The following is a 25,138-nucleotide window of genomic DNA, read 5'->3' on the forward strand; positions in this document are numbered from 1 at the left end:
TTTTCGGGGAGATCCAGGAGTTCGCACGGACGAACGCTCGCCGGGGAAGGTCAGGCCGGCATGAGCCGCAGGCAGAGCAGGGCGACGACGGCCAGCGAGAGCGCGGGCGCGAGCACCTTCTGCTCGAACGCCTTCCCCGTCTTGAATCCGATCTTGTACGGCAGGACCCACCGGCCCTTGATCGGCCACAGCACGGGACAGCCGTGCTCGGTCAGGCAGTCGCCGCAGACGTGGGTCAGGCAGCCGATGCCGATGGCCAGCCCGAGCCAGGCGTAGCCCACGCCGAGCAGATGGAAGGTGGCGAAGACCCCGGCGGTGAGGAAGACGTTGACCACCGCGGACGTGAGCGTCTTCCCCGGCACGCCGATGCCGATGGCGCGCAGCGCCAGACCGATCATGAGGACGACGATGACGTCGCGCCCGATCGGATAGTTCTCGGCCAGGAAGTACGTTCCGAGGCCCATCGCGATGGCGAACAGCAACGAGTGCGTGGCATGCCGGTGCCCGCCGCTGATGAAGTTGACCCCCTTGCTCAGCCAGTACGTGACCGGCCCGAAGGTCTGGGCGATCGTGGCGCTGGGATGGTCGAGATCCGGCAACATGGCGGCGCCCGCGCAGACCAGCGATCCGGCGATCAGCTCCGTGGGGCTGAGCATGTTGGCGGTCACGGAGGCGAGTTCCGGCGCGACGACGGCCGGGAGCGCGGCCAGGCCGGGCGCGACCCCGAGCCACACGACCGCCCCGCTCAGTGAGTGCGAGTGTCCCATCATGTCCAGATCACGCCGGGTAATGCTACGGGAAAGGACCGACAAAATCGATCTTTACCGCGCGTGGCGCGTTCCATGAGCGGAGCGACGGGACAGGTCACGCTCTCCGCTCCCCCGCCGCGCACCTCGGGACACCCGAGATCGGCCGCGGCCGGTCAGGACGGGGAGAAAACGAAGACGGGATCGTTCCGCTCCAAGAGCACCCCCCAGCCCTCTCAGAGCAGAACAATCCCGTCTATGGGTGACAACGCTTTGGTCTCGGGACGTGTTCCCGCGTTTTGCACCGATTTCTTGTGATCTAGGTCACGACCCCGCTGACCTGGCAAGTTCCGCCGTGGTGACGGTCCGCAGGAACGGAATCGGCAGCATCACCACCATCACGGCGAACAGCGCGAACGCCGTCCGGATCCCGAAGATCTCGGCGAGCAGCCCGCCGAGGCCCGCGCCGACCGGGAGCGTTCCCCAGCCGAGCAGCCGGGAGGCGGCGCCGTACCGTCCGAGGAGCCGGTCGGGAACGAGCGCCTGCGCGATCGTGCGGGAGTTGACCGTCCAGAGCGTGCCGCCCATGCCTCCGGCGAAGGCCGCGGCCGCCACCGCCCAGGCCGTCGGGAAGATCGCGGGCACGCCCATCATGAGGAACGTTCCCACGAGGTCGGCGAAGAGCGCCCACCTGACGCCCAGAAGCCGGTTGATCACGGTGACCAACCCCGCCCCCGCCAGCCCGCCCAGTCCGATCGCACTGATCAGGAATCCGTACCCGGCGGCGTCCGTTTCCAGCACCGAGGCGGCGTAGGACGGCAGCAGCGCCAGCCACGCGCTCCATGAGGCGGCGAGCACGGCGATCGTCAACGTGAGGGTGCGCAGCAGGCGATGCCGCCACACGAAGCCGAGCCCCTCCCGGATATCCGCGATCACACCGCCCGCCCCGGCGCCGTCGCCGGCCCGCCCCGGCGAGGCGGGGACGGGGCGGAACCGGCCGGCCAGCATGGCGATGAGCACGGCGCCCACGACGAACGCCGCCGCGACGGAGCCCAGCGCGACGGCCGCGCCCAGCCCCACGAGGAGCCCGCCGACCGCGGGGCCGCAGAACTCGTTGGCCACCGTCTCGGCCCCGGCGATCCAGGCGTTCGTCCGTGCCCGCCGCTCCGGCGGGACGGCGGCGGGCACGAGGGCGCCGCCGGCGGTGTTGGCGACGACCTCGGCGAGCCCGACGACCAGCCCGCACGCGTACAGGACGGGCAGGGAGCACGCCTGCGCCGCGACGGCGGCGAGCAGGCCCGCGACGGCCGCCAGCCGGACGAGGTCGGCCCCGATGACGAGTACGCGCCGGTCCGCGCGGTCGGCGAGCACCCCCACCGGCAGCGAGACGACCAGCCACGGAAGCGTGAGCGTGAGGCCGACCAGCGCGACCTGGCCCGGCGAGCCGCCCAGCCCCACGGCGAGCAGCGGCAACACGATCTTCAGAACCCCATCGGCCAGGTTGGTCATCGCGGTGAACGCGACGAGCACGACCTCGTTCCTGCGGGCCCGGGACGGTCCGTCCGGCGCGGCGACCGGCTCCGGCGCCTCGGAGTGCGTCCGGTTCCCCGTCTCAGATGCCTCGACTTCGTCCGTACCGGTGACGACAGCGCCCTCGCCGCCGGCGACGGTACGTGCGACATCCTCGACCATCAACACCGCCAAACGTATTTAGGTGGTGTCAGCATAGCGGCCTCGCCTCATCGGGTCGATCCGTCCCGCGCAATCTGGGACCGGTCTGTCGCATTTGCGGGATTGCTCCAGTAATGTTCTCGATATATCGTTGAAGCATCGAGAACGATCGAAGGACTGTCAGGAGACGAACGTGAACCACGCGTATGCCATGAGAGGGCCATGGGCCCTCCACCACATGGGCCACGGGATGCGGGAGGCCGTCCGCGAGGCCATGTGCCGCGGCGCCGCGGCCTGGAACCCCGGCCACCACGGCGGAGCGCCGCACGGCCCCGGCCCGCACGACGAGGGCGGGTCGCACGAGCGCCGGCACCGCGGAGGACCGTGGGGACGCGGCCCCTTCGGCGGCGGCTTCGGCCCCGGCGGCCCCTTCGGCGGCCCGGGCTTCCCGTTCGGCGGGCGCGGCTTCGGCCGGGGCCGCAAGGCCAAGCGCGGCGACGTCCGCGCCGCGATCCTCGCCCTGCTCGCGGAGGAGCCCCGCAACGGGTACCAGATCATCCAGGAGATCGCCCAGCGCAGCCAGGGCGGATGGAAGCCCAGCCCGGGCGCGGTCTACCCGGCGCTTCAGCAGCTCACCGACGAGGGCCTGGTCCTCTCCGACGAGACGGAGGGGCGCAAGACCTTCCGCCTGACCGAGGCCGGGCAGACCTACGTCGCCGAGCACCGGGACGAGGTCCGCGCTCCCTGGGAGGAGATGACGCCGGACATCGGGGAGAACGTGCACGAGCTGTTCGACCTGTCCCGCCAGGCCGCGTCCGCGCTGTTCCAGATCGCGCACAGCGGCAGCGAGAGCCAGGTCAGCAAGGCCAGGCAGGTGCTCGTCGAGACCCGCCGCAAGCTCTACCACATCCTGGCCGACGGCGACACCGAGGACGAGTGACGCGCGGTGTCCCCTTCCTCCCATGACCGCATCGCGGGTTTCCCCCACGACGAGGTGAGGTGATCGACATGTCTTTCTCCGAGCAGCCGTCCCCTTCGCGCCCGGAAGGGCCTTCGACGTCCCGGCCGGAGCCGGCGCCGCGTGACGGGCTCCGCATCGGGGACCGCGAGCGCGACGAGGTGACCCGGGCGTTGCACGACGCGTTCGCCCAGGGCCGCATCACCCGCGAGGAGCTGGACGAGCGCCTCGACGCCACGCTCGCCGCGAAGACCGAGGGCGACCTGCGCCGGGTGACCGCCGACCTGCCCGGCGGGTACGGCCGGGAGCCGGACGGCGTACAGGAGGGAGCCCCCTGGGCGCGGGGCCGACGGGGGCGCCCCGACGGGATGGGTCACCTTCCCTGGGCCGCCGACCAGCCGGAACACGGCCCGTGGGGCGCCAGGACAGGCCACCACCCCTGGACCGCGGGCGGCCTCGACCCGTGGGCGGCCCGCAGAGCCGGGCACAGGCCCGGCCCGTGGGGCCTCGGCCCCGCCCCGTGGAGCCGCCGCGCGGCCTACGCGCGACGCGGTCCGTACGGCATCCGCCGCGGCGGCCCGCCGCCGGTCGCCTTCCTGATCATCGCGGGCCTCGTCACCGCGGCACTGGTGTCCGGGGTGACCTGGCCGCTGTTCGCCGCGTTCAAGCTGCTCCTCTTCGGCTGGATCGCGATGGCCGTGCTCGGCCTCGCCCACCACCGCCGCTTCCACCGCCGTCACGGACACAGCGGCCGACCCTGACCCGATCAGGTCACTCGTCGTCGGCGTGTGCCAGGCCGGCCTCGTAGGCGACGATCGCGGCCTGGACGCGGTTGTTCAGACCGAGCCGGAGCAGGATCGCGCTGACGTGGGACTTGACGGTGCCCTCCGAGAGGAAGAGCGCACGGCCGATGTCCTGGTTGGACAGGCCTCGGCCGACGAGGGCGAGCACCTCGCGCTCGCGCGGCGTCAGCGTCTCCACGTGCCTGCGTGCGGTGTCCGCTCTGGAGAGCCGGCCGCCGCCCAGGCGTGCGATGACCTTCTGCGCGATCCTCGGCGACAGGTACGCCGCACCGTCGGCGACCGCCCGCACCCCGATGATCAGCTCGCGCGGGTCGGCGGCCTTGAGCAGGAAACCGGCGGCTCCCTCGGCGAGCGCCCGGGAGACGTACTCGTCCTCGTCGAACGTGGTCAGCACGATGATCGCGACGTCGGGTACGGCGGCGCGCAGCTCGGCGACGGCGGACAGGCCGTCGAGCCGGGGCATGCGGATGTCGAGCATCGCGATGTCGGGCCGGTGCGCGCGCACCAGCTCGACCGCCTCGCGCCCGTCCCCGGCCTCGGCGACCACCTCGATCTCCGGGTCCGTGGTCAGGATCGACCGCACTCCCACCCGGATCATGGGCTCGTCGTCGGCCAGCACCACCCGGATCACCGGCTCGCCTCGCTTTCTCCCTGGCCACTGGGAAACCGTGCCCTCACGGCGAACCCATCCTTATGCGGTCCGGCGCGCAGCGTGCCGCCGAGCAGCCGTACCCGCTCGCGCAGACCCGCCAGGCCGCTGCCGCCGCCGGACGGCCCCGGCTCGTCGCGAGCCGCGGAGTTGCGCACCGTGACCGCGACCGCCAGGGCGGACCGCTCGACGTGGACGAGCACGTCCGCGCCGGGCGCGTGCCGGGCGGCGTTGGTCAGCGACTCCTGCACCACCCGGTGGACGGCCCTGTCCACCAGGGGAGGCAGGGCCGCCCGCTCCCCGTCGTACCGGAACTCGACCGTCATCCCGGCGTCTCGCGCGCGATCCACCAGCGCCTCGACGGTCTCGTCCGGCGGCTCGGTCGGCGTCCGGCTCCCGGTCACGTCCCCGGGGGCGGCGCCGGGCTCCCGCAGCACCCCGACCGTACGGCGGAGCCGGTCGGCCGCGGTGACCGCGGACGCCCGCAGCTGCGCCACCGCCTCCCGGTTCGGCTCGGTCATGTCGGCGGCGAGTTCCAGCGCTCCGGCGCGCAGCGCGATCAGCGCCAGCTCGTGGCCGAGCGAGTCGTGCATGTCGGCGGCGATGCGGGCGCGTTCCCGGAGCCGGGCGCGTTCGGCGATCAACTCCTGCTCGCGTTCGAGCCGGGCGACCCGTTCCCGGCCCGCCAGCACCAGTTCGGCCTGCTGCCGCCGGAAGCGTCCGGCGAGCCACGGCAGCACCACGAAGAGGCCGAGGGCCATCAGTGCCCCGACGCCGTCCCAGAAATCCAGCACGACGAAGACCGCGCCGGGCGTCGCGGCGACGGCCGGCAGCAGCCAGTCACGCCGTTCGGGCAGGTGACGCCCATGGAGGTAGGCGGCGACGGCCAGCACCACGAACAGAAGCTGCCGCCACGCCGGGACGTCGTCGAGGTGCAGCCCGTTGACGACGCCGATCTCGGCGATCAACGCCAGGATCGCACGGTTTCTCACCGCGATGAGACTACCGATCGCGATTTGAGCAGTCTGACCAGCCGCGTCACGACGGTGACCGCGCCCGCTGCGGCAGCGACGGCGAACGTGATCGTCATGGGCGCGGCGGAGTAGGTGAGCTGCTCCCACGTGACGGTCCGGCCGTTCATCAGGAACGAGATCAGATCCGGGTACAGCGCGAACAGCGGCACCGGCAGCAGCGCCGGGACCAGGCGCAGCCCGACCCGCCAGGCGGGACTCCCCGTGCGCCGGCTCGCCCAGCGGCGCGACCGCAGCACGCCCAGCACGCCCAGCCCCGCCGCGCCCAGCGCGATCAGCCCCAGGACCAGTTCGGCCTGCTGCCGGCCGCCGCCCGGCACTTCCGGAGTCCCGCCCCGGCTCATCGCCACGAGCCCGGTCAGCACGTCGTAGACGTCGTCGTAGAGGCCGGCGCTGTTGGTCATGACGGCGAAGCCGTACCCCGTGTCCGGAGCGATCGCCTCCACGGCGGTGTACGTGAACAGGTTGCCCGAGTGCACGAGCAGGTCGGCGCCGTTCACCGTCTCCCGGCCCCAGCCCATGCCGTAGTCGCGTACGCCGGAGGAGGCGTGCATGGTCTTCAGGCTCTCCGGCTTCACCAGTTGTGCGCCGTCGCCGGTCTGGCTGATCAGCCACCTGCCCATGTCGGCCGCGTCGGTGACGACGCCGCCCGCGCCGCCGCCGTAGAGGAAGTCGCGCAGCTCCGACCGCGGTACCCAGGCCCCGAACAGCGAGTCGAACCCCTTGGACGGCGTGATCTCCTGATCGCCGACGGCGCTGCCGGTCATGCCGAGCGGCCCGAAGACGCGCTGCTTCATGTACTCGCCGAAGCTCATGCCGCCCGCGACCTCGACCAGCCGGGCGGCCACCTCGTAGTTGACGTTGCAGTACGCCCAGCGCGTGCCCGGGTCGGCGGCCAGGGCGCCGCTGCGCAGCGCGGCCACGTAGCCGGCGAGGGTCGTCGCGGACTCCGCCGCGCGGATGTCGACGGTGCTGTCGGAGATGCCCGAGGTCTGGTTCAGCAGGTGCCGCAGAGTGATGCCACCGGCTCGCGGGTCGGCCATGCGGAACTCGGGCAGTCGCCTCGCGACCGGCTCGTCCAGTGAGAGCCTGCCGTCGTCGACCAGGGTCATGACGGCCATGGCGGTGAACGACTTGCTGACCGAGGCGACGCGCATCGGGGTGTTCTCGGTGACGGGCTCGCCCGCCGAGTCGTGCCCGTACCCGGCAGCGTGCACGATCTTCCCGTCGTGGGTCACGACGACGGACATCCCGGGCAGAGCCGTCGATTCCATGGCCTCGGCGAGGTAGGCGTCGATGGCGGCTGAGGACGGCTCACCGCCGGCGGGCGCGACGGCCGAGGCCGAGGCGGATACGGCGAGGGGCAGGGTCAAGGGGGCCACAGCAAGGGACACAGCGAGGGACACGGCGAGGGGCACAGCCAGGCCGGTCCGCCGGGCAAAGGTGATGAGCTTCCGTTTCACAGAAGAAGACGCTAGAAATCGGCAGCCTCGGAAAGATCTGGCGATCCGCCACAACCACCCCTGACGAAAGTAGGATCCCGCGCCCCTGACGGCCCACCCTCCGGCCAGCCGCAGCGTAGCGATCAGACAGGTCGCGACTTCGAGGCGTAGTCGTCACAGGTCATATCTGGCCCCATGAGCCCGCGCGAATAGTCACATAGTTGATTATTCGCATATATGGGTACATCGCGTGCTACGTTCGGGGCATGTCGTTGCGCAACGCCGTCTTGGCCGTGCTCCTGGAGGGTGAGGCATCCGGGTACGACCTGGCCAAGAGCTTCGATGCGTCGGTGGCCAACTTCTGGATGGCCACCCCTCAGCAGCTCTACCGCGAGCTGGACAAGATGGCGGCCGACGGGCTGATCCAGGGCCGGGTCGTTCAGCAGGATCGCCGTCCCAACAAGCGGCTGTTCTCCCTGACCGAGGCCGGCCGCCGCGCCCTGCACGAGTTCACCGCGACGCCCCCACACCCCGGCGCGATCCGCGACGAGCTCATGGTGCAGGTCCAGGCGCTCGACGCGGGTGACGCCGAAGCCGTCAAGAACGCCCTCCGTGAACGCATGAGCTGGGCCGAAGCCAAGATCGCCCGCTTCGAACGCCTCCGCGCGCGCCTCCTGAACGGCCGCACCGAGGAGGAGCACCTCACGCAGGCCGACCGTATCGGCCCGTATCTGACCCTGCTGCGCGGCCTGGCGTTCGAACGCGAGAACGTCCGCTGGATCCGCCAGTCCCTGGCCATCCTCGATCAACGCACCAGCATCCCCGCGGAGTAGCCATGCCGTACCAGCGCTATGTCGCACTCGGCGACAGCCAGACCGAGGGTCTCAACGACGGCACCGAAGAGACCGGTTACCGGGGCTGGGCCGACCGGCTGGCCGAGATCCTCGCCACTCACCATCCGGACTTCCGGTACGCCAACCTCGCCGTCCGAGGCCGCCTCACCGCCCAGGTCAGAGCCGAACAAGCCGAGGCCGCGCTCGCTCTGAACCCCGACCTGATCAGTGTCATGGCGGGCATGAACGACCTGGTCCGCCCCGGCTTCGACGCCACCGCCGTGGCGGCCGACCTGGAGGCCATGCTGAAGGCGCTCACGGCCTCCGGCGCGACCGTGGTCACCTTCACCTTTCCCGACGTCGCCAAAATCGCGCCTCTGGTACGCCACCTTCGTCCCAAGGTCCTCGACTTCAACGACCGCATTCGCGTCATGGCCGAACGTCACGGCGCCACCCTGGTCGACACCTTCCACCACCCGATCGCCACAGATCCGCGTCTGTGGAGCAAGGACCGCATTCACGCGACCCCACTCGGTCACGCGCGCATAGCCGCGGCCGCCGCGCATGCTCTGAAGGTCCCCGGCGCCGGCCCGAGTTGGACCGATCCCCTCCCACCGCTCCCGACCATGCCGATCTGGCGGCGCGCAGCGGTCGAGCTCGCCTGGGTCGGCGCCTTCCTGGGTCCGTGGATCGTCCGCCGCCTCCGGGGCCGTTCCTCCGGCGACGGCCGTACCGCCAAGCGCCCCGAATTGCAGCCCTTCGGCAGCGCGAACATGGCGTGAGGATCGTCCGTTTCTCACCACCTCACCCCGCAGGGCTCCGAACCGGCCTCCCGCGCCCCGCGACGCGTCGCAGAACGTGTTGAGATCGGCTCGGTCACCGGAACGAGGCGGGCACCCACGGCGTAGAACATCGCGGTCCCCTGCGATGGCCATGCCGTGACCCGCTTCCGGGGATTGCTCCGAATGTGGTCGAACCGGGTGAAGGAGTGCGCCGCATGGAGGTCTTCCCGGACATCCCGCTGGAGGCATGGGCCGACAGCAAGGCGACGGTCCACAGATTCGCGCAGATGGTGGGCAAGGTACGGCTGGCCGCGAGCGTCCGCCGCAACCACTGGTGGAACGTGCCCTTCCACCTGACCGGGCGAGGCATCACCACGCGCCCGATGGGCGGGCTGGACGACCGGACGCCCGTCTTCGCCATCGACTTCGACTTCGTCGATCATCGGCTCGTGGTGAACGTCATCGACGGACGCACCGCCTCGTTCTCCATGCCCGGCCACTCGGTCGCGTCGTTCTATCAGGAGTTGTTCGGCGCGCTGGACCGGCTCGGCATCGACGTCCCCATCCGGGCGACGCCGTTCGATCTCGAGGACGACATCCCCTTCGCCGAGGACACCGTCCACCGGGCGTACGACACGACCATGGTGACCCGCTACTGGCAGGTGCTCAGCCAGGTCGCCCAGGTGCTCGAACGCTTCTCCGCGGACTTCTCCGGCAAGATCAGCCCGGTCCACCATTTCTGGCACACCCTCGACATCGCGGTCACCCGATTCTCCGGCCGCCACGTGGACCAGAGGCCGGAGGTCGACGTGGTGACCCGGGAGGCGTACTGCCGAGAGGTGATCAGCGCGGGGTTCTGGTTCGGCGACCGCGACCTGCCCGAACCGGCTTTCTACTCCTATACGGCGCCGGAACCACCGGGGCTGGAGAAGGAGCCGCTCCGCCCTCCCGAGGCGCGGTGGAAGCCGCTGCGGGGCAGCCACCTGGCGATCCTGCGCTACGCGGACGCCCGTACCGCCGCCGACCCGCGCGGGACCGTGCTCGACTTCCTGCGCAGCGCGTACGAGGCGGGCGCCCGGCGGGCCGGATGGGACGTCGCGGCCACCTACAGCCCGGGAGGTATCACCGATCCGGTCGCGCTGCACGACCTCGGCTCCCACGGGGCCGGGTGAGGCAGGGTCAGGAAGGCCGGCGCAGCAGGCGCATCTGGTCCGCGATGCCGTCGAGGGTCCAGTGCGCGTTCAGCCCGCTCGGGTTGGGCAGCACCCACACCTCGCTGCCCGCGATCTCCTCGTCCTGCGGGCCGATCGCGGCCCTGCGCCGCCCGAACGCGAGCCGGTACGCGGAGACCCCGGCGACGGCCAGGACCCTCGGGCGGATCTCCGCGACCAGGCGGGCGAGCCGCTCGGCGCCCTGACGCAGTTCCTCGGCCGTGAGCTCCTCGGCGCGCGCGGACGCCCGGGGCGCGAGGTTGGTGATGCCGAGGCCGTAACCGGGGAGCAGGTGCTGCTCGTACGGCGCGAGCCTGCGCGGCACGAGGCCGGACAGGTGGAGCGCGGGCCAGAACCGGTTGCCCGGCCGGGCGAAGTGGTGTCCCGTCGCGGCCGAGTAGAGGCTGGGGTTGATGCCGCAGAAGAGCACGTCGAGATCGGGCCCGAGCACATCGTCGATCACGGCGTCCCTCGCCGCTTCGAGATCGGCGGGCGTGGGCGGCGGAACGGGAGGCACCCTCCGATGCTAGCTAGGCCGGGGCCCGGAAGCCGAGGGTGCTCATGTGGACTCCTTGCCGGCCATGGAGGTCCGGGCGGCTGCCCCGGTGAACGGTGCGCAGGCCGACGCTCTCGGCGAGCGCGACGGTCTCCTCGTCGGTGACGTCGAACATGTGCCGTCCCGCCGGGATCGGTCCGTGCCGCAGGATTATGATCACGATGCCGTCGGGGGCGAGAAGACCGGCGATCCTCGCCATCGCCCGTTCCCGTTCCGGGCGGTCGAGGTGCATGAAGACGGCGGTGAGCAGGATGAGGTCGAACTCCCGGTCGGAGCCACCGAGTCGCGCCAGGTCCGGGAGGTGGTCGTCGATCCATTCGATGGGCTGGTCCGCGTGGAGCCGCTGCCCGTGCCAGCGCAGTTCCGGGGTCGGCTCGACGGCCACGACCCGGTGACCCAGCGCGGCGAGCGCGGCGGCGTCGCGTCCGGTCCCGGCCCCGATATCCAGAATGCGGCTGGGCCGGGCGGGAAAGAGCTCGCCCGTGTCCCCGTGCACTTCGGAGAACGCGACGCTTTCGTACTGTTCGGCGAGGACGTCCGCCTCGTTGCGATACCCCGCGATTCCCCGGACCTGCTGCCCGCTCACTGGTCCTCCAGGAGCGCGGGCAGCTTGCGCATGTCGTCGAAGACGGTGGTGCCGGGTCCTTCGAGCCAGGCGGCGGGGGTGAGCCCGCCGGCGTAGCCGAAGGCGCGCATACCTGCCGCCCGAGCGGCCTGGACGCCGTAACGGCTGTCCTCGACGACCACACAACGGGACGGCGCGACGCCCATCCGCGCCGCGGCGAAGAGGAACAGATCGGGCGCGGGCTTACCCATGGCGACCTCGGTCGCGCTGAAGATCCGCCCGTCGAAGCGGTGATACAGGCCGATACGGCCGAGGGTGTGCCGCATCTTGTCGTGACTGCCGCTGGACGCCACACACGTCGGCAACGTGATGGCGTCCAGCGCCTCGACGATGCCGTCCACGGGGGTCAGCCCGGCCTCCACCGCCTCGTGGTGCAGTCGCCGGAAGCGAGTCTCGGCCTCCCTCGTGAGCTCAGGCCCGAGCCGCTCCTCGACCAGCTCGTTGATGGAAGCCGTCGACCGCCCGACGAACATCGCGGTCACCTCGGCCTCGCTGATCGGCCAGCCCAGCTCCGTCAGCACCGCGGAATGCGTACGGACTGCGATGGGCTCACTGTCCACCAGCACCCCGTCACAGTCGAAAATCACCAGATCGACCGAATTGATCACCCGATCACGGTACCGGAGGCTCCCCGACCCGGGAGAACTCCACGAGTTCACCTACACGCCCGCTCCATGGTCTCCGCAGGCCGCACACCACATCGGTCAGGCGGTCACCAGCCAGGTTGGACGCGGCGAACGCCGTGCCGGTCGCGTTCTTCGCGTCCTCTCCGGGGTAGAGGACGGCAGCAAGATCGTCATGCCGGGTGAGGAGGAAGGATGAGGGCGCTGCCTGCTTCCGGCGCACGAGGGACTCTGGAGCGGGTCGTCTTCATCGCGGCCGCCGCGGCGATCGGCGGCTTCCTCTTCGGCTACGACAGCGCGGTGATCAACGGCGCCGTCACCGGCATCCAGAAGCGGTTCGCCGTCGGGAACGTCGAGATCGGCGCGACCGTCTCCTCGGCGCTGCTCGGGTCGGCGCTCGGGGCGTGGTTCGCCGGAGGGCTCGCCGACCGCCTGGGCCGACTGCCGGTCATGCGGATCGCGGCGGCCCTGTTCGCGATCAGCTCGGTCGGGTCCGGGCTGGCGTTCGCCATCTACGACCTGGCCGCCTGGCGGGTCCTGGGCGGCGCCGCCATCGGCATGGCGTCCGTGATCGGCCCCGCGTACATCGCCGAGGTGGCGCCGCCGGCCTACCGGGGCAGGCTCGGGTCGTTCCAGCAGCTCGCGATCGTGCTCGGCATCGCGACGTCGCAGCTCGTCAACTACGTGCTCGCCGAGCTGGCGGGCGGGGACGTGCGCGGCGTGCTGGCCGGGCTGGAGGCGTGGCGGTGGATGCTCGTCGCCTGCGTCGTCCCGGCGGCCGTCTACCTGAGCCTCGCACTGATCATCCCGGAGTCCCCCCGGTTCCTCATCGCCGTACGCCGCAGGGTCGAGGCGCGTAGGGTCCTCGCGAAGATCGAGGGCGAGACGACGGACCTCGACGAGCGGATCGCCGACATCGAGTCCGTGCTCCGGAGCGAGCGGCGGCCGAGGCTGTCCGACCTCCGCGGTCCCCGGCTGGGCCTGCTGCCGATCGTCTGGGCCGGGATCGTGCTGTCGGTGTTCCAGCAGTTCGTCGGCATCAACGTGATCTTCTACTACTCGTCCGCCCTGTGGCAGTCGGTCGGGATCAGCCAGAGCGGCTCGCTGCTGATCAGTTTCTCCAGCTCGGTCATCAACATCGTCGGCACGTTCATCGCGATCGCCCTGGTGGACCGGATCGGGCGCCGGCCGCTCCTGCTCACCGGCTCAGTCGGCATGGCGCTGTCCCTGGCCGCGGCCTCGTGGGCCTTCAGCTTCGCGGAGAAGGTCGGCAGGACCGTCACCCTCCCCGGTGACAAGGGCGCGATCGCGCTGGTCGCGGCGAACCTCTTCGTGCTGTTCTTCGCCCTCTCCTGGGGTGTCGTGGTGTGGGTGCTCCTGGGCGAGATGTTCCCCAACCGGATCCGGGCCGCCGCGCTGTCGGTGGCCGCCACCGCCCAGTGGCTGGCCAACTGGCTGGTCACGGTGACCTTCCCGAGCCTGTCCGCCTGGAACCTGCAGGCCACCTATCTGATCTACGCGTGCTACGCCGCGCTGTCGGCCGTCTTCGTGATCCGCTGTCTCCGCGAGACGAAGGGGCGCGCCCTGGAGGAGATGGGCTGATCCTCCCCGCCTCTTCCCGCGGTCACCCCGCCCGGCCGAGCCGTACGCGGACCACGAGATCGTGTACGGCCGCGCCCGCCGTGGGCGCGTCCGGCAGCGCCGACGCCTCCCTCGCCTCCTCCAGAGCGGCCGTCAGCCCGAGCACGTCCCGGGCGAGCCGCTCGCGGCCCGGGCCGTCCCCGGGCAGCGCGCCGTGCTCGGCGGCGCGCTTGGCCTCCACCAGCTCCGGCAGGTACGGCGGGCCGTACGGCAACAGGCGGGTCAGGTCGGCGACGACCCGGCCGGTGCGCATGAGATGCGCACCGGTCAGCAGCACCCGGAACGTGTAGAGGAGGGGCTTGAGCTCGCCGGTCCGCTCGAAGAGCCGCCACTGGGTCCGGGCGAAGCCGAGGTAGTGGTGCGCGTGGTGCCGGGTCAGGCAGGCGGGCGCGAGCGCGACCAGCTCCTCGTGGACGGCGGACGACGCCACCACCAGCGGCGACAGGAGCTGCTCCAGCACGTAACCGTTCCTGGTCAGCAGGAGGCGGCAGAACTTGAGCAGGTCGTGGGTGACGAGATCGACCTCGACGCCGTCGCGTTCCCACGACCGGGAGATCGTCTCCTCGCCGGTCCGCAGGCCGACCACCTCCTCGGCCGGGAGCGCGTGCGTGCCGCGCAGGTCCACGTCCGAGTCACGTGAGGGGAAGCCGTAGAGGTGGGCGCCGCTGACGGTCGCGAAGAGCAGCGGATAGGGCTCGCCGGCGCAGACGTCGGCGAGCCAGGCGGGTGGGACGACGGTCACAGCGCGCTCCTCCGCACGTCGATCAGGAACTCCTCGACCGCGGCCCGGTCCGGCTCGGCGGGCAGCGCGCCGGGACCGCCGCCTCCGGACAGGTCCGCGACCAGGTCGGCGCGCCACCGCGCCACCTCGGGCCAGGCCACCTCACCCCGGCGGACGGCGAGCAGCCGGTCCCGGTGCCCGGACATGTCCAGCAGCGGCTCGCCCTCGCGGACCAGGTGGCGGCCGCTGATCAGCAGCCTGATCATGTGCATGGCCTGCTTCCACTTCGGCCGTTCCGGGCTGATCCGGCGGAACTGGGCGTCGGCGTACCTGAGGAAGGTCTCCTCGGCCCGGACCGAGAGGAACGCCTTCCTGATCGCGCGCAGCCGCGCGCCGGTTTCGGTGACATGCTCGACGAGCGGCGACCAGAGGCACTCCAGGACGGTGGGGTTGGCCCCGAGCGCGAGCGCGCAGAACCGCTCGACCTCCCAGGAGAACTCCTCCGGTCGCGGCCCCTCCACGTGGGTGGGCGGCTTGTCCAGGTGCCAGAACATCGGCGTGGGCGCCACGAAGACGCCCCGCCGGTCCACGTCGCTGTCCGCGGTGGCCAGGCCGTACGCGCGCGAACCGACGACCACGGACAGGACGAGGTGCCGGGGCACCAGGTCCTCGATCCCCGTCGCGGCTCCCCCCGGCCCCGGCCGGTCCCCGACGGACGTCACAGGCGCGGATCCACGGGCTCGGACTCCAGGGCCAGCACGGCGAAGACAGGCTCGTGGACCCGCCACAGCGGCTCTCCCTCCGCGAGCCGGGTGAGCGCCTCCATGCCGAGCGCGTGCTCCCGCAGCGCCAGCGAGCGCTTCCTGCCGAGGAACCGGCGCCGCAGCACGTCGAGCGACTCCGTGTAGTCCGGGCCGTAGATGATTCGCAGGTACTCGCGCCCGCGCACCTTGAGGCCCGGCTGCACGCGGCCGGTGACGACGTCCACCGGCTTGACGACCATGCCCTCACCGCCGGCCTCGGTGAGCGCCGACCACCACTCGACCGCCTCCGCCCGCTCCCGCTCCGAGTCCAGGGACACGAAGACGTGCCGGGTCGGCGCGAACAGCCGGTCGGTGGTCGCCTCCGGGGACCCGCCCGGCTCGCCGGTCAGGAGCGACAGGACCTCCAGGTGCCACGAGTGCGGCTCCGTGGCCGCCGTCGCCCGTCCCTCGCAGGCGAGGACCTGGAACGGCGCGAGCCGCACCCCGCCGAGCCCGGACACCGGCCAGCAGTACTGCGCGTACGCGTCGCGGAAGCGCGTGGCGTTGTCGAGGCGACGCCGGGTGCGCTCCAGCAGGTCGCCGACGTCTAGACCGCGCCCGGCCGCCGCGGACAGGGCCGCGACCGCGTCGGGCAGCGCGGCCCGCGCCGCCGCCCCGACCGAGGCGTACTGGCCGCGGATCAGCTCCTCCGCCTTCGCCGACCAGGGCAGCAGCTCGCAGTCGAGCACCACCCAGTCCGAGACCAGCTCGTCCCAGAGGGGGCGCGCCTCCTCGCGCAGCCGGTCGACCAGCTCGCCCATCCGGCCGTCGCCGAAGAACGGCCGCCCGGTGCGTGTGTAGACCGCGCCCGCGCTCCCGTCCGTGATCCCGAACCGCTTGGCCGCCGCCTCGGGGGTCCGGGCCAGTACGGCGATCGCCCGCGAGCCCATGTGCTTCTCCTCGCACACGACCCGCGTGACCCCGGCCGCGGCGAACTCCTCGAACGCCTCCGCCGGGTGCTCCAGGAAGCCGTCGAGCGTGGACGTCTCCGGCGGCGCCATGGTCGGCGGCAGGTAGACCAGCCAGCGAGGGTCGACCGCGAAACGGCTCATGACCTCCAGAGCGGCGGCGCCGTTCTCCTCGCGGACCTTGATCCGCCCGCCGAAGCGCGTGTCCACGTAGCGGGTGCCGGACACGTCGCCGATCCGCAGGGCGCCCGGCTCCCGGCCCGCCTTCGGCGCGCCGAGCGGCCGCACCGACTCGTACCAGACCTTCTCCGCCGGAACGGAGACCAGCTCGCGCTCCGGGTAGCGCAGGGCGGTCAGCCGCCCGCCGAAGACGGCGCCGGTGTCCAGGCAGATCGTGTTGTTGACCCACTCCGGCTCCGGCACCGGCGTGTGGCCGTAGACGACCGTCGCCCGGCCCCGGTACTCCTCCGCCCACGGGTAACGGACGGGCAGGCCGTACTCGTCGGTCTCGCCGGTCGTGTCGCCGTACAGCGCGAACGACCGGACCCGGCCGCTGGCCCGCCCGTGGTAGGCCTCCTTGAGCCCGGCGTGCGCGACGACGAGCCGCCCTCCGTCGAGCCGGTAGTGGCTGATGAGGCCGTCCATGAACGCCCTGGCCTCGCGCTGGAACTCCTCCGGCTCGGCGGCGAGCTGCTCCAGGGACTCCTTCAGGCCGTGCGCGACCGTGACCTTGCGCCCGTTGAGCGCCCGGACGAGCTTCTGCTCGTGGTTCCCGGAGACGCACAGCGCCGTGCCGGCCGCCACCATGCCCATGACGAGGCGCAGCACGCCAGGGGTGTCCGGCCCGCGGTCGACCAGGTCGCCGACGAACACCGCCGTACGCCCCTCGGGGTGGACCGCGCCCCCGGCGCCGACCTCCCAGCCGAGGGCGCGCAGCAGCGCCTCCAGCTCCGACCGGCAGCCGTGCACGTCGCCGATGATGTCGAACGGGCCGGTCAGCTCGGTCTTGTCGGTCCACGCGCGCTCGTACGCGACGACCGCCCGGTCGATCTCGTCCCCGCGCAGGACGTGGACCCGGCGGAAGCCGTCCTTCGACATCCGCGCGAGCGAGCGCCGCAGGTCCTTGCTCTGCCGCGCGACCACCCGCGGCCCGAAGTCCCGGTCCGGCCGTACGGCGTTGCGGGCGATGGCCACGCTCTCGGGGACGTCGAGCACGATGGCGTCGGCGAGCACGTCGTGGCTCTTCGCCAGCTCGACCAGCTTCTTGCGCGCGTCCCACTGCACGTTCGTGGCGTCGACGACGGTGAGGAGGCCGCGCCGCAGGCGGACCCCGACGATGTGGTGCAGCAGGTCGAACGCGTCCGGGGTGGCGGACTGGTCGTTCTCGTCGTCCGAGACCAGGCCCCGGCAGAAGTCCGACGAGATCACCTGGGTGGGCGCGAAGTGCCGGGCCGCGAAGGTCGACTTCCCGCTGCCGGACACGCCGACGAGCACCACCAGGCCCATCTCCGGGACCTTGACCTCAACCATCGCCCTCGCTCCTCTCCCCCGCCACGCTGAACACCGCCATCTGCGTGGGCGGCCCGACATCCGGGTCGTCGTCTCCCACCGCCCGGAACGCCACCCGGTAGCCGTACCGGTCGGCCACCGCGCGGGCCCACGCGGCGAACTCGGCCCGCGTCCACTCGAACCGGTGGTCCGGGTGGCGCATCGCCCGGCCCTCGCCCAGGAAGTCGTAGCGCACGTTGTACTCGCGGTTGGGCGTGGTCACCACGACGTGCGCGGGCTTCGCCGTTCCGAAGACCACCCGTTCCAGGGCGGGCAGCCGGGGCGGGTCGACATGCTCGATCACCTCCATGAGGACCGCCGCGTCGTATCCCGCGAACCGGGGGTCCGCGTAGGTGAGCGCGCCCTGGAACAGCTCCAGGCGGGCCCGCTTCGCGTCCGGCATCCGGTCCAGTCTGAGCTTGCGCGCGGCGATGGCGAGCGCGTGCGTGGACACGTCGGCGCCCGCGATCCTGGTGAATGCCGGCCGCGCCAGCAGCGCGGTCAGCAGCTGACCCGACCCGCATCCGAGGTCGATCACCGTACGCGCGCCGAGTTCCTCGACGGCGGCGACGACGGCGTCCCTGCGCAGGACGTTCAGCGGGACGCGGACGGCCTCCGGGCCGGTGGCGTCCCCATCCGGCGTCTCCGAAGCCGCCGAGTCGTGCGGCGCCTCGCCCCCGTGCTCGCTCGTGTGCTCGTCCGCGTGCTCGCCCAGGCCCTCGGCGACGGCCGCGGTCTCCGGGTCGCCCACGTCCGTCCCGGCGACGCCGTCCTCCCGCTCCGGGACGACCTCCTCGTCCACGGGCGGCTCAAGGGCCTCCTCGACGTCGTCGCCGAGCTCGGCCAGCCGGGCGAAGGCGGTGCGCTCCAGCGCCCGGCGGCGGCCGAGGTACCTGCGGGTGATCAGGCCCTTCTCCGGGTGCCCGGCCAGCCAGCCCCCACCCGCCCGGACGAGCTTGTCCACCTCGTCGCCCGCGAGCCAGTAGTGCTTGGCGTCGTCCAGCACCGGGAGCAGCACGTAAAGCTGGTTGAGCGCGTCGGCCAGCCGCACCTCGCCGCGCAGCGCGAGCCGTACGTACCGGGAGTCGCCCCACTCGGGGAACCCCTCGTCGAGCGGCAGGGCCTCCGCCGCGATCTCCCACCCGAGCGGCTCGAACAGCCGGTGGGCGAGCGCCGCGCCGCCGCGGCACGGCAGCGCGGGCAGGCGGATCTCCAGCGGCATCGGCGCCTCCGCCAGTTCGGGTCTGGCGGCGCAGCGCCCCGTCCGGGCCGTACGGAAGACGTCCCCGAGCGCCACCGCGAGCAGCGACGAGGCGGCGTACGGGCGGTCGTTGACGTACTGGCCCAGGCTGAAGTCGGGCGCGGTCTTCCCGTGAGAGCGCGCGAGCCGGACGGGATCGACGTCCAGCAGCAGCGCCGCCGTGCAACGCCGCTCCGTCGCCTCCGGATAGAAGACCCGCGCCGTGCCGAACGACTGGGCGAACTCCTGCACGCGGTCGGGGTGCTTGTGCAGGAGGAAGCCGAGATCGGTCGCCGGGCGGGACGTCACGGAGGAAACGGTCGAGATCGTGAGAAGCACGGATCAAGCATTCCGCACCGTCTCCCGCGCTTTCCACCGGTTTGCGAGGCCCGCGCCCGATCCCCCGGACCGGCTACCCCGGGCAAGGGCGCCGGTCCGGGCGCGGGCGTCACACGTGCGGCATGACCTCGGCGGCGATCAGTTCCAGGTGGTCGAGGTCGGTGGGGTCCAGGATCTGGAGATACATCCGCTCCGCGCCGATCTCCGCGAACCGGCCGATCTTCTCCACGACCTCGGCGGGCGTGCCGGCGAGGCCGCCCGCGCGCAGCGACGCGACGTCCAGGTCCATCGCCGCGGCCCGCCGGGCGATCTCGGCCTCGTCGCGGCCGACGCACACCGTCTGCGCGGCGGAGTAGACCATGGACTCGCGCCCGGCCGCCTCGCACGCCTCGCGCACCCGCCCGAACGCCTGCCGCGTCTCGTCCAGGGTCCGGAACGGCAGGTTGAACTCGTCCGCGAACCGGGCGGCCAGCCGGGGCGTGCGGCGGGGCCCGCCGCCGCCGATGATGATGGGCGGCCGGGGCCGCTGCACGGGCTTGGGCAGCCCCGGAGACTCCTCCAGCCGATAGTGCGCACCCTCGAAGGAGTACGGCTTGGTGGCCCCCCAGAGCCCGGTGATGATCTCAAGCTGCTCCTCGAACCGGTCGAAGCGCTCGCTCACCGGCGGGAACGGGATGCCGTACGCGGTGTGCTCGGCCTCGAACCAGCCGGTGCCGAGGCCCAGCTCGACCCGGCCGCCGCTCATCTGGTCGACCTGGGCGACGCTGATCGCGAGAGGGCCGGGCAGCCGGAAGGTCACCGGCGTGACCAGCGTGCCCAGCCGGATGCGCGAGGTCTCCCTGGCGAGGCCGGCGAGGGTAACCCAGGCGTCCGACGAGCCGGCGCCGGGGTCGCCGGGGCGGATGCGCAGGTAGTGGTCGGAGCGGAAGAACGCGTCGAACCCCAGCCGCTCCGTGGCCTGTGCCACCGCGAGCAGCTCGTCGTACGTCACGCCCTCTTGCGGCTCGGTGAAGATCCTCAGCTTCATCCGGCCATTATCTCCCCGGCCGCTCCGGCGTGGTTGATATGGTCCACGCATCATGCGCGTAACGTAGTCGCAATATGACTCCAGGTGGTGAACGCGTGGATTCCGAACGAGGCGAGCGCAAGCCGGGGACGCCTCCGCGCCCCCTGGTGGCCCTGGCCGGCGCGGCCCTGGCCGTCGGCACCGGATACGCCATGTGGGTGCTGCCCGCCACGGCACTCCCTGACGTGCCGGCCTCCGCCGCCGCTCCCGCTCCCGGCGTCACCGCCGCGGCGCCCAGCCCCGTCCCGACCGCCCCCGTGCCCATAGTGAGCGCCGGCGCGGCCACCTGGCGCCAGTCCCGGCCGGCTACGCCGATCCCGGTGGGGGCGCGGACCGGCGGCCCCACCGGCTACGTCGTCTTCGTGGACGCGGTGCGCGAGCCCGGCTTCGACCTGGCAGGGGCGGCCCGTCGGACCGGCACCGGCTGGTACACCCTCGGCCATCTCATCCCCGGGCCGGACGGCTGCACGCCGCGCTGGGGCGGCGTCACCGAGCAGGGCAGGAACCCCGTCGCGAACCGCCTCGGGCCGCTCCGCGCACAGGGCGGCGACGCCGGGATCGCGTTCGGCGGCCCCTCGGGCCAGGAGCTCGCGCAGACCTGCCGCGAGCCGGACCTGCTGCTCGCCGCCTACCGCCGGGTGATCGGAGCCTTCGACCCCGCCGTCATCGACTTCGAGGTGCGTGATTCGACCGACGCGGCGGCGACCGCCCGGCGGGCGGCGGCGCTCGGCCTGCTGCAGCGGGAGGCCGCGGCGGCCGGGCGCCCGCTCGCCGTCACCTTCACGCTCCCCGCCGCGGAGTCGGGCCTGTCCACCGCCGACGCCGCCATGCTGCGCGCCGTACGCGCCGCGGGGGTGGAGATCCGGGCCGTCAACCTGCTCGTGCCCTTCCGTACGGGGGCGTCCGGCAACCTGCACCGGCTGGCGGTCGCGGCCCGTGCCGTACAGGCCCAGTTCGGGGACGTCCTGGGCCTGACCGGGCAGGCGGCGTGGCAGCGGATCGCGCTCGCCCCGGTGCTGGCCTCCCCCGCCGACCTCGGCAGCGGGCGGGCGCGGCGGCTGGCCGGCTTCCGCGCGCGCAACGGCCTCGCCTGGGTCTCGGTCCGGGGCGCCCGGCCGAGCGACGAGGTGAGCCGGATCCTGGGCACCGCCGGATCCTGATCGTCCGGCCGCTGTTTCAATGAGGACATGGACGCACGACGGTTGCTGGAGGAGGCCCGGGTGGCCCGGCTGGCCACGGTGAGCGGTGCCGGCGTCCCTCACATGGTGCCCGTCACGTTCGCGCTCACCGGGGACACGATCGTCACGGCCGTCGACCACAAGCCGAAGACCACGACGCGCCTGCGCCGCCTCCGGAACATCGAGGAGAACCCGAACGTGTGCGTGCTGGCCGACCACTACGCCGACGACTGGGACGAGCTGTGGTGGGTCCGGGTGGACGGGTTCGCCACGGTCGTCGAGGACGACGCGGAGCGGACACCCGCCCTGGCCCCCCTCGTCGCCAAGTACGCCCAGTACCAGGAGCGGCCGCCCGCCGGTCCCGCCATCCTGATCCAGGTCACCTCCTGGCACTCCTGGTCGTACGCCGGGAAATAGCCCGCCGTCCCGTTTGCCGAGGCCCCCGGGGGCGGAGCTGTCGTGAAGCCCGACACGACGACGCCCCGCTCCGCGGCGGCGGAGCGGGGCGACGCGGGCGGTGCCGAGATCAGGCGCGGGCCGGGGACAGCTTGCGGGCGACCTGGACGAACTCGTGGCACACGTTCGCGCACTTCTGCATCATCGGGTCGCCGTCGCTCATGGACATCGCCATCTCGGCGCACTTGTCCGCGGCCCGGGCGCACAGCGACGCCATCTCCATGGCCATCGGCGACTGGCGCATCATCATGTCGCCGCAGATGCGGGTCATGTCGGAGCAGTCCATCAGGACGCCCATCATCGCCATGTCGGCGTGCTTGCCGCCCCGCTGGAGACAGTGGGTCATGGTCTGCTCACAGCAGCTGTGCACTTCCATGCACTTGTCGATGCATCGCTGCATCTCCGCCGTGATCTTGCTTTCTTGCTTCATGCTTCCCCCGTGATCGTGACCGCCCGGCCGGCCGGGCCGCGTCGGATGTCTGCGGAGAAGGAGATTCCCCGCCCGGAGCGGAGAGATGTACCGATTTCTCTAATTTGATCACTATTTGCAAGGGATCTATGACCGCCCGGCGTCAGCCCCTGGCCGGGAGCACTCGACGTACGGCGTCCGCGGCGGCGAAACGAGGGCTGCACGCGATCCTCGACGCGATCGACTGGCTCCGTCGCGAGGACGGCGCCGATCGCGAGATCAAGGGCCACAAGGACGGCTACTCCACCGGCTGCCCCGGGCCCGCGCTGTACGCCTGGGTGCAGGCCGGAGCGCCTCGCCCGTCCACCGCACCGGCCACCCCTGCACCGCAACCGAAGGAGGAACAGTGCCCGAGATCGTGAGCCTCGGCCTGGAGCGCGAGGTCATCGTCCCGCCGTCCGTGGACTACCTGCCGGGCTGGCTCCGTACGAGTGGATAGGAGCCGGGCCAGCGGTAGCCGATCGCTCCGTCTTGGCCCACAACGCGAGGATCCCCATCGTGGCCACCCGAGGTGAAGACGTGCCAGGAGTGCTGTCACGTTGTCAGGTTCTCAGGGCAGAGCCGGGGTCGTCGGCGTAGAAGCGGACCGTGGTGATGTGCTCGCGACGGCCGAGGGGCCTGGTCACGGCGATCGGCCCGGTGAGGTTGATGATCAGGTTGGTCTGGGCGTCCACTCCGACAAGCTGAGACGAGAGAGCCCCGGCCCGTTGGGAAGACATGGCCGGGGCTCTCTCATGCTCGAGTCAGACGTCAGTGTCGATCCTGAGCCCGCCGCTCCGCAGCTTCGCAGCATTGAATTCGACGCTTTCCCGGTCGCCAATCTTCAGACCGTAGAAGGTCGAGTGGCCGGGCACATTCGGGATGGAGAACCGGAACTCACATCGCTGCGTGGCGGGCGGGTTGTCCCCCAGCATGAGCGTGCCGGGCCCGAGGCTTCCGATAGCGACGGTCTTGCCGGCGTAGTCAGTGAGGACGAGTCGCAGACCTTCCTTGATGTCGGCGCTCTTTCTGCTGGTGTACTCGCACTTCTCGCCCTCCTTGTTGGACGAGGAGGCCCCAGCCGCCAGAACAGTACCCGAGGCCGTGAAGGACGGCGGCGCCCCGGGCACGAAGGCAGGAGCTTCGCAGCCGGCGAGAGTCAGGGCGAGGGTCGCGGCGAGAACGAGGGTACGCATGATCGCTCCCTTGCTTGGGGTGGGTGCCACAGTAAGACGCCTGCCGGCGGGAGCATGTTGGCGATCGAGAGCCGTTCCATTGGCAACACAGGCGAGGATGATGGCCCGCCTTCCCCTGACGAGGAGACGGGCCGGTCCCCTGGCGTGAGCCGTCTCGGCGCGGAGCGACTCGAATATGAGACGACCGAACATCCTTCTGGGTTTGCCGCCCCTGCCCACCTCTTTAGCCGGAGCGCTGCGGGCCGAGTGTTAAGCCTGTGCGCACGTGCGCCCCGCCGCCATTCAGGCGGCGGGGCGCTTTTCATGATCGTGCGTCACTCGTGCGCGTTGATCTTGGCTGAGTCTGGAGAACTCTGGAGGACTGTGGAGGATTGCAAAGTGCTCCACCCCAGGTCAGACGCTATGCCAACTCCTTGATCAGGAGCGCGACGCACTCCACGTGGTGGGTCATCGGGTACTGGTCGAACGCCCTCAGGTCCGCCAGGCGGTAGCCGTACGGGGCGAACCACGCGATGTCCCGCGACATGGTGGCGGGGTCGCAGGAGACGTAGACGATCCGGAGCGCGTCCAGCGTGGCCACCCGGTCCACCACGGACCGTCCGAGCCCCGCGCGCGGCGGGTCCACGACGACGAGGTCGGCCCGCTCGATCTCCAGCCGGTCGAGCGCCTCCTCGACCTTGCCCCGCTCGGTGACGGCCTGCGGCAGGTCCCGCAGGTTCCACCGGGCGTCCTGTACGGCCTGCGAGTCCGACTCGACGCCCAGCACCGCGCCCTCCGGCCCCACCGCCTCGGCGAGCCCCGCGGCGAATAGGCCGACACCGCAGTACAGGTCGAGCGCCCACTCCCCCGCCTTCGGGCGGGCGAAGTCGAGCACGGCGTCGAGGAGCGTCGCCGCCGCCCCGGGGTGCACCTGCCAGAATCCGCTCGCGGTGACCCGGAAGTCCCGGTCGCCGACGCGCTCGGTCATCGCCGCCCGGCCGCGCAGCGCGCGCGTCCCCCGCTTGCCCTCGTCGATCAGGACCGCGGCGTCGACGTCGGGCAGGGACACCCTCCTGCCGGGCTTCGGGGTGACGATGACGGCGCGGTCGCCGCCGGAGGCGGCCACCACCTCGACGGCCGCCGCCCCGGGCCAGGTGAGCGCCTCCACGCCGACCTCCTCGACCGCCGGATGGGCGATCGCACAGTGGTCCACGCGTTCGACGTCATGGGAGCGGTGGCGGCGCAGGCCGATGGAGCCGTCCCGGTCGACGGCGAACTGCACGCGCGTCCGCCAGCCGAGCCCGCCCGCCGATCCGGGCACCTCCTCGACCGTGACCCGGCGCTCGATGCCCGCGAGCCGGGCGAGCTGCTCCTCGACGACGGCCGCCTTGAGCCGGCGCTGGGCCTCGGGCGACGCGTGCTGCCAGTCGCAGCCGCCACAACGCCCCGGGCCGCTGAACGGGCAGGGCGGGGTCACCCGATCCGGCGACGCCTCCAGGATTTCGACCGCGTCCGCGCGCAGGAACCGCGCCGTCTCCTCGGTGATCTCCGCGATCACGCGCTCTCCGGGCAGGGCGTGCCGTACGAACACGACCCGGCCCTCGTGGCGGGCCACGCACCAGCCGCCGTTCGCGACCTGGCCCACCGTCAGTTCGATCGCCATCGTGCTCCCCCCGCCGATCACG

Annotated in this window: 26 protein-coding genes; 9 read left to right on the plus strand and 17 right to left on the minus strand. The window is 72.0% G+C overall.

The window, feature by feature from the left end; all coding sequences use genetic code 11:
- Positions 1-50: 50 nt before the first annotated feature.
- Together AWQ68_RS12240 and AWQ68_RS12245 are read right to left on the minus strand one after the other, a co-directional pair.
- On the minus strand, positions 51-770 hold the full coding sequence (locus AWQ68_RS12240; RefSeq protein WP_066939300.1) for a metal-dependent hydrolase: 720 nt from the start codon (positions 768-770) through the stop codon (positions 51-53).
- Positions 771-1,070: 300 nt separating this feature from the next.
- A complete protein-coding gene (locus AWQ68_RS12245) occupies positions 1,071-2,438 on the minus strand; it encodes an MFS transporter (RefSeq protein ID WP_084463914.1) in 1,368 nt (455 codons plus the stop codon).
- A 172-nt stretch (positions 2,439-2,610) separates the two neighbouring features.
- Between AWQ68_RS12245 and AWQ68_RS12250 the strand changes: the two genes are divergently transcribed.
- Positions 2,611-3,357, plus strand: coding sequence for a PadR family transcriptional regulator (locus AWQ68_RS12250; protein WP_245655881.1), 747 nt, complete (start codon positions 2,611-2,613; stop codon positions 3,355-3,357).
- Positions 3,358-3,425: 68 nt separating this feature from the next.
- Positions 3,426-4,136 (plus strand): DUF1707 domain-containing protein, encoded by a 711-nt coding sequence (locus tag AWQ68_RS44860; RefSeq protein ID WP_245655882.1) that lies wholly within the window; start codon positions 3,426-3,428, stop codon positions 4,134-4,136.
- Between the two features lie 10 nt (positions 4,137-4,146).
- On the opposite strand, the gene AWQ68_RS12260 is transcribed toward AWQ68_RS44860, so the two are convergent.
- Genes AWQ68_RS12260 through AWQ68_RS12270 form a run of 3 tightly spaced genes read right to left on the minus strand, consistent with a single transcriptional unit; the run spans position 4,147 to position 7,321 of the window.
- On the minus strand, positions 4,147-4,809 hold the full coding sequence (locus AWQ68_RS12260; RefSeq protein ID WP_066939306.1) for a response regulator: 663 nt from the start codon (positions 4,807-4,809) through the stop codon (positions 4,147-4,149).
- The gene (locus AWQ68_RS12265) at positions 4,806-5,819 is read right to left on the minus strand and encodes a sensor histidine kinase (protein WP_066939309.1); all 1,014 of its coding nucleotides are present in this window, start codon (positions 5,817-5,819) and stop codon (positions 4,806-4,808) included. The genes AWQ68_RS12260 and AWQ68_RS12265 overlap by 4 nt, the downstream gene beginning before the upstream one ends.
- Positions 5,816-7,321 carry a serine hydrolase domain-containing protein gene (locus tag AWQ68_RS12270; protein ID WP_245655883.1) on the minus strand — a complete coding sequence of 502 codons (1,506 nt, stop codon included), beginning with the start codon at positions 7,319-7,321 and terminating at the stop codon, positions 5,816-5,818. Before AWQ68_RS12270 ends, AWQ68_RS12265 begins: the two co-directional genes overlap by 4 nt.
- Positions 7,322-7,566: 245 nt before the next feature.
- Between AWQ68_RS12270 and AWQ68_RS12275 the strand changes: the two genes are divergently transcribed.
- The 3 genes from AWQ68_RS12275 (at position 7,567) to AWQ68_RS12285 (ending at position 10,087) form a co-directional block, all read left to right on the plus strand.
- Positions 7,567-8,133, plus strand: a complete 567-nt coding sequence (locus AWQ68_RS12275) for a PadR family transcriptional regulator (RefSeq protein ID WP_066939314.1) — start codon at positions 7,567-7,569, stop codon at positions 8,131-8,133.
- Positions 8,134-8,135: 2 nt separating this feature from the next.
- Positions 8,136-8,915, plus strand: a complete 780-nt coding sequence (locus tag AWQ68_RS12280) for an SGNH/GDSL hydrolase family protein (RefSeq protein WP_066939317.1) — start codon at positions 8,136-8,138, stop codon at positions 8,913-8,915.
- Between the two features lie 215 nt (positions 8,916-9,130).
- On the plus strand, positions 9,131-10,087 hold the full coding sequence (locus tag AWQ68_RS12285) for a DUF5996 family protein (RefSeq protein ID WP_066939320.1): 957 nt from the start codon (positions 9,131-9,133) through the stop codon (positions 10,085-10,087).
- A 7-nt stretch (positions 10,088-10,094) separates the two neighbouring features.
- Here AWQ68_RS12285 and mug read toward each other — a convergent pair whose 3' ends face one another.
- The 3 genes from mug to AWQ68_RS12300 are packed head-to-tail and all read right to left on the minus strand — an operon-like array spanning position 10,095 to position 11,915.
- Positions 10,095-10,643, minus strand: a complete 549-nt coding sequence (gene mug / locus AWQ68_RS12290) for a G/U mismatch-specific DNA glycosylase (protein ID WP_066939323.1) — start codon at positions 10,641-10,643, stop codon at positions 10,095-10,097.
- A gap of 13 nt (positions 10,644-10,656) precedes the next feature.
- Positions 10,657-11,268 (minus strand): class I SAM-dependent methyltransferase, encoded by a 612-nt coding sequence (locus AWQ68_RS12295; RefSeq protein ID WP_066939326.1) that lies wholly within the window; start codon positions 11,266-11,268, stop codon positions 10,657-10,659.
- A complete protein-coding gene (locus AWQ68_RS12300; RefSeq protein ID WP_066939329.1) occupies positions 11,265-11,915 on the minus strand; it encodes an HAD family hydrolase in 651 nt (216 codons plus the stop codon). The genes AWQ68_RS12295 and AWQ68_RS12300 overlap by 4 nt, the downstream gene beginning before the upstream one ends.
- A 210-nt stretch (positions 11,916-12,125) precedes the next feature.
- Between AWQ68_RS12300 and AWQ68_RS12305 the strand changes: the two genes are divergently transcribed.
- Positions 12,126-13,532, plus strand: a complete 1,407-nt coding sequence (locus tag AWQ68_RS12305; protein ID WP_066939332.1) for a sugar porter family MFS transporter — start codon at positions 12,126-12,128, stop codon at positions 13,530-13,532.
- A 22-nt stretch (positions 13,533-13,554) separates the two neighbouring features.
- Here the strand turns inward: AWQ68_RS12305 and AWQ68_RS12310 are convergent, their stop codons facing one another.
- The 5 genes from AWQ68_RS12310 to AWQ68_RS12330 all read right to left on the minus strand — a co-directional run bounded on the left by AWQ68_RS12310 (position 13,555) and on the right by AWQ68_RS12330 (position 20,157).
- Complete coding sequence (locus AWQ68_RS12310) at positions 13,555-14,313, minus strand: nucleotidyltransferase domain-containing protein (RefSeq protein ID WP_066939335.1); 759 nt, start codon at positions 14,311-14,313, stop codon at positions 13,555-13,557.
- Positions 14,310-15,014, minus strand: a complete 705-nt coding sequence (locus AWQ68_RS12315) for a nucleotidyltransferase domain-containing protein (protein ID WP_245655884.1) — start codon at positions 15,012-15,014, stop codon at positions 14,310-14,312. Before AWQ68_RS12315 ends, AWQ68_RS12310 begins: the two co-directional genes overlap by 4 nt.
- A complete protein-coding gene (locus AWQ68_RS12320) occupies positions 15,011-17,533 on the minus strand; it encodes a polynucleotide kinase-phosphatase (RefSeq protein WP_066939337.1) in 2,523 nt (840 codons plus the stop codon). The genes AWQ68_RS12315 and AWQ68_RS12320 overlap by 4 nt, the downstream gene beginning before the upstream one ends.
- A complete protein-coding gene (locus tag AWQ68_RS12325; RefSeq protein WP_066939339.1) occupies positions 17,526-19,130 on the minus strand; it encodes a 3' terminal RNA ribose 2'-O-methyltransferase Hen1 in 1,605 nt (534 codons plus the stop codon). Before AWQ68_RS12325 ends, AWQ68_RS12320 begins: the two co-directional genes overlap by 8 nt.
- A gap of 109 nt (positions 19,131-19,239) precedes the next feature.
- Positions 19,240-20,157: an LLM class F420-dependent oxidoreductase gene (locus tag AWQ68_RS12330; protein WP_066939342.1), complete on the minus strand. Its 918-nt coding sequence runs from the start codon at positions 20,155-20,157 to the stop codon at positions 19,240-19,242.
- 95 nt (positions 20,158-20,252) lie between these two features.
- Between AWQ68_RS12330 and AWQ68_RS12335 the strand changes: the two genes are divergently transcribed.
- Together AWQ68_RS12335 and AWQ68_RS12340 are read left to right on the plus strand one after the other, a co-directional pair.
- Positions 20,253-21,356, plus strand: coding sequence for a glycoside hydrolase family 18 protein (locus AWQ68_RS12335; RefSeq protein WP_157545183.1), 1,104 nt, complete (start codon positions 20,253-20,255; stop codon positions 21,354-21,356).
- 27 nt (positions 21,357-21,383) lie between these two features.
- Positions 21,384-21,791 carry a TIGR03668 family PPOX class F420-dependent oxidoreductase gene (locus AWQ68_RS12340; RefSeq protein WP_066939347.1) on the plus strand — a complete coding sequence of 136 codons (408 nt, stop codon included), beginning with the start codon at positions 21,384-21,386 and terminating at the stop codon, positions 21,789-21,791.
- A 109-nt stretch (positions 21,792-21,900) separates the two neighbouring features.
- Here the strand turns inward: AWQ68_RS12340 and AWQ68_RS12345 are convergent, their stop codons facing one another.
- Entirely contained in the window at positions 21,901-22,260 is a 360-nt protein-coding gene (locus AWQ68_RS12345) for a four-helix bundle copper-binding protein (protein WP_066939350.1), read from the minus strand.
- 128 nt (positions 22,261-22,388) lie between these two features.
- Between AWQ68_RS12345 and AWQ68_RS43950 the strand changes: the two genes are divergently transcribed.
- Positions 22,389-22,661, plus strand: coding sequence for a hypothetical protein (locus AWQ68_RS43950; protein ID WP_066939353.1), 273 nt, complete (start codon positions 22,389-22,391; stop codon positions 22,659-22,661).
- 180 nt (positions 22,662-22,841) lie between these two features.
- On the opposite strand, the gene AWQ68_RS45700 is transcribed toward AWQ68_RS43950, so the two are convergent.
- The 3 genes from AWQ68_RS45700 to AWQ68_RS12360 form a co-directional block, all read right to left on the minus strand.
- Positions 22,842-22,973 (minus strand): hypothetical protein, encoded by a 132-nt coding sequence (locus AWQ68_RS45700; RefSeq protein WP_281217626.1) that lies wholly within the window; start codon positions 22,971-22,973, stop codon positions 22,842-22,844.
- A 69-nt stretch (positions 22,974-23,042) separates the two neighbouring features.
- Entirely contained in the window at positions 23,043-23,474 is a 432-nt protein-coding gene (locus AWQ68_RS12355) for a hypothetical protein (RefSeq protein ID WP_066939356.1), read from the minus strand.
- Between the two features lie 400 nt (positions 23,475-23,874).
- Complete coding sequence (locus AWQ68_RS12360; protein WP_157545186.1) at positions 23,875-25,116, minus strand: class I SAM-dependent RNA methyltransferase; 1,242 nt, start codon at positions 25,114-25,116, stop codon at positions 23,875-23,877.
- Between the last annotated feature and the right edge of the window lie 22 nt (positions 25,117-25,138).

It is taken from the genome of Microtetraspora fusca, assembly GCF_001570365.1.
GTDB classification, from domain to species: domain Bacteria; phylum Actinomycetota; class Actinomycetes; order Streptosporangiales; family Streptosporangiaceae; genus Microtetraspora; species Microtetraspora fusca.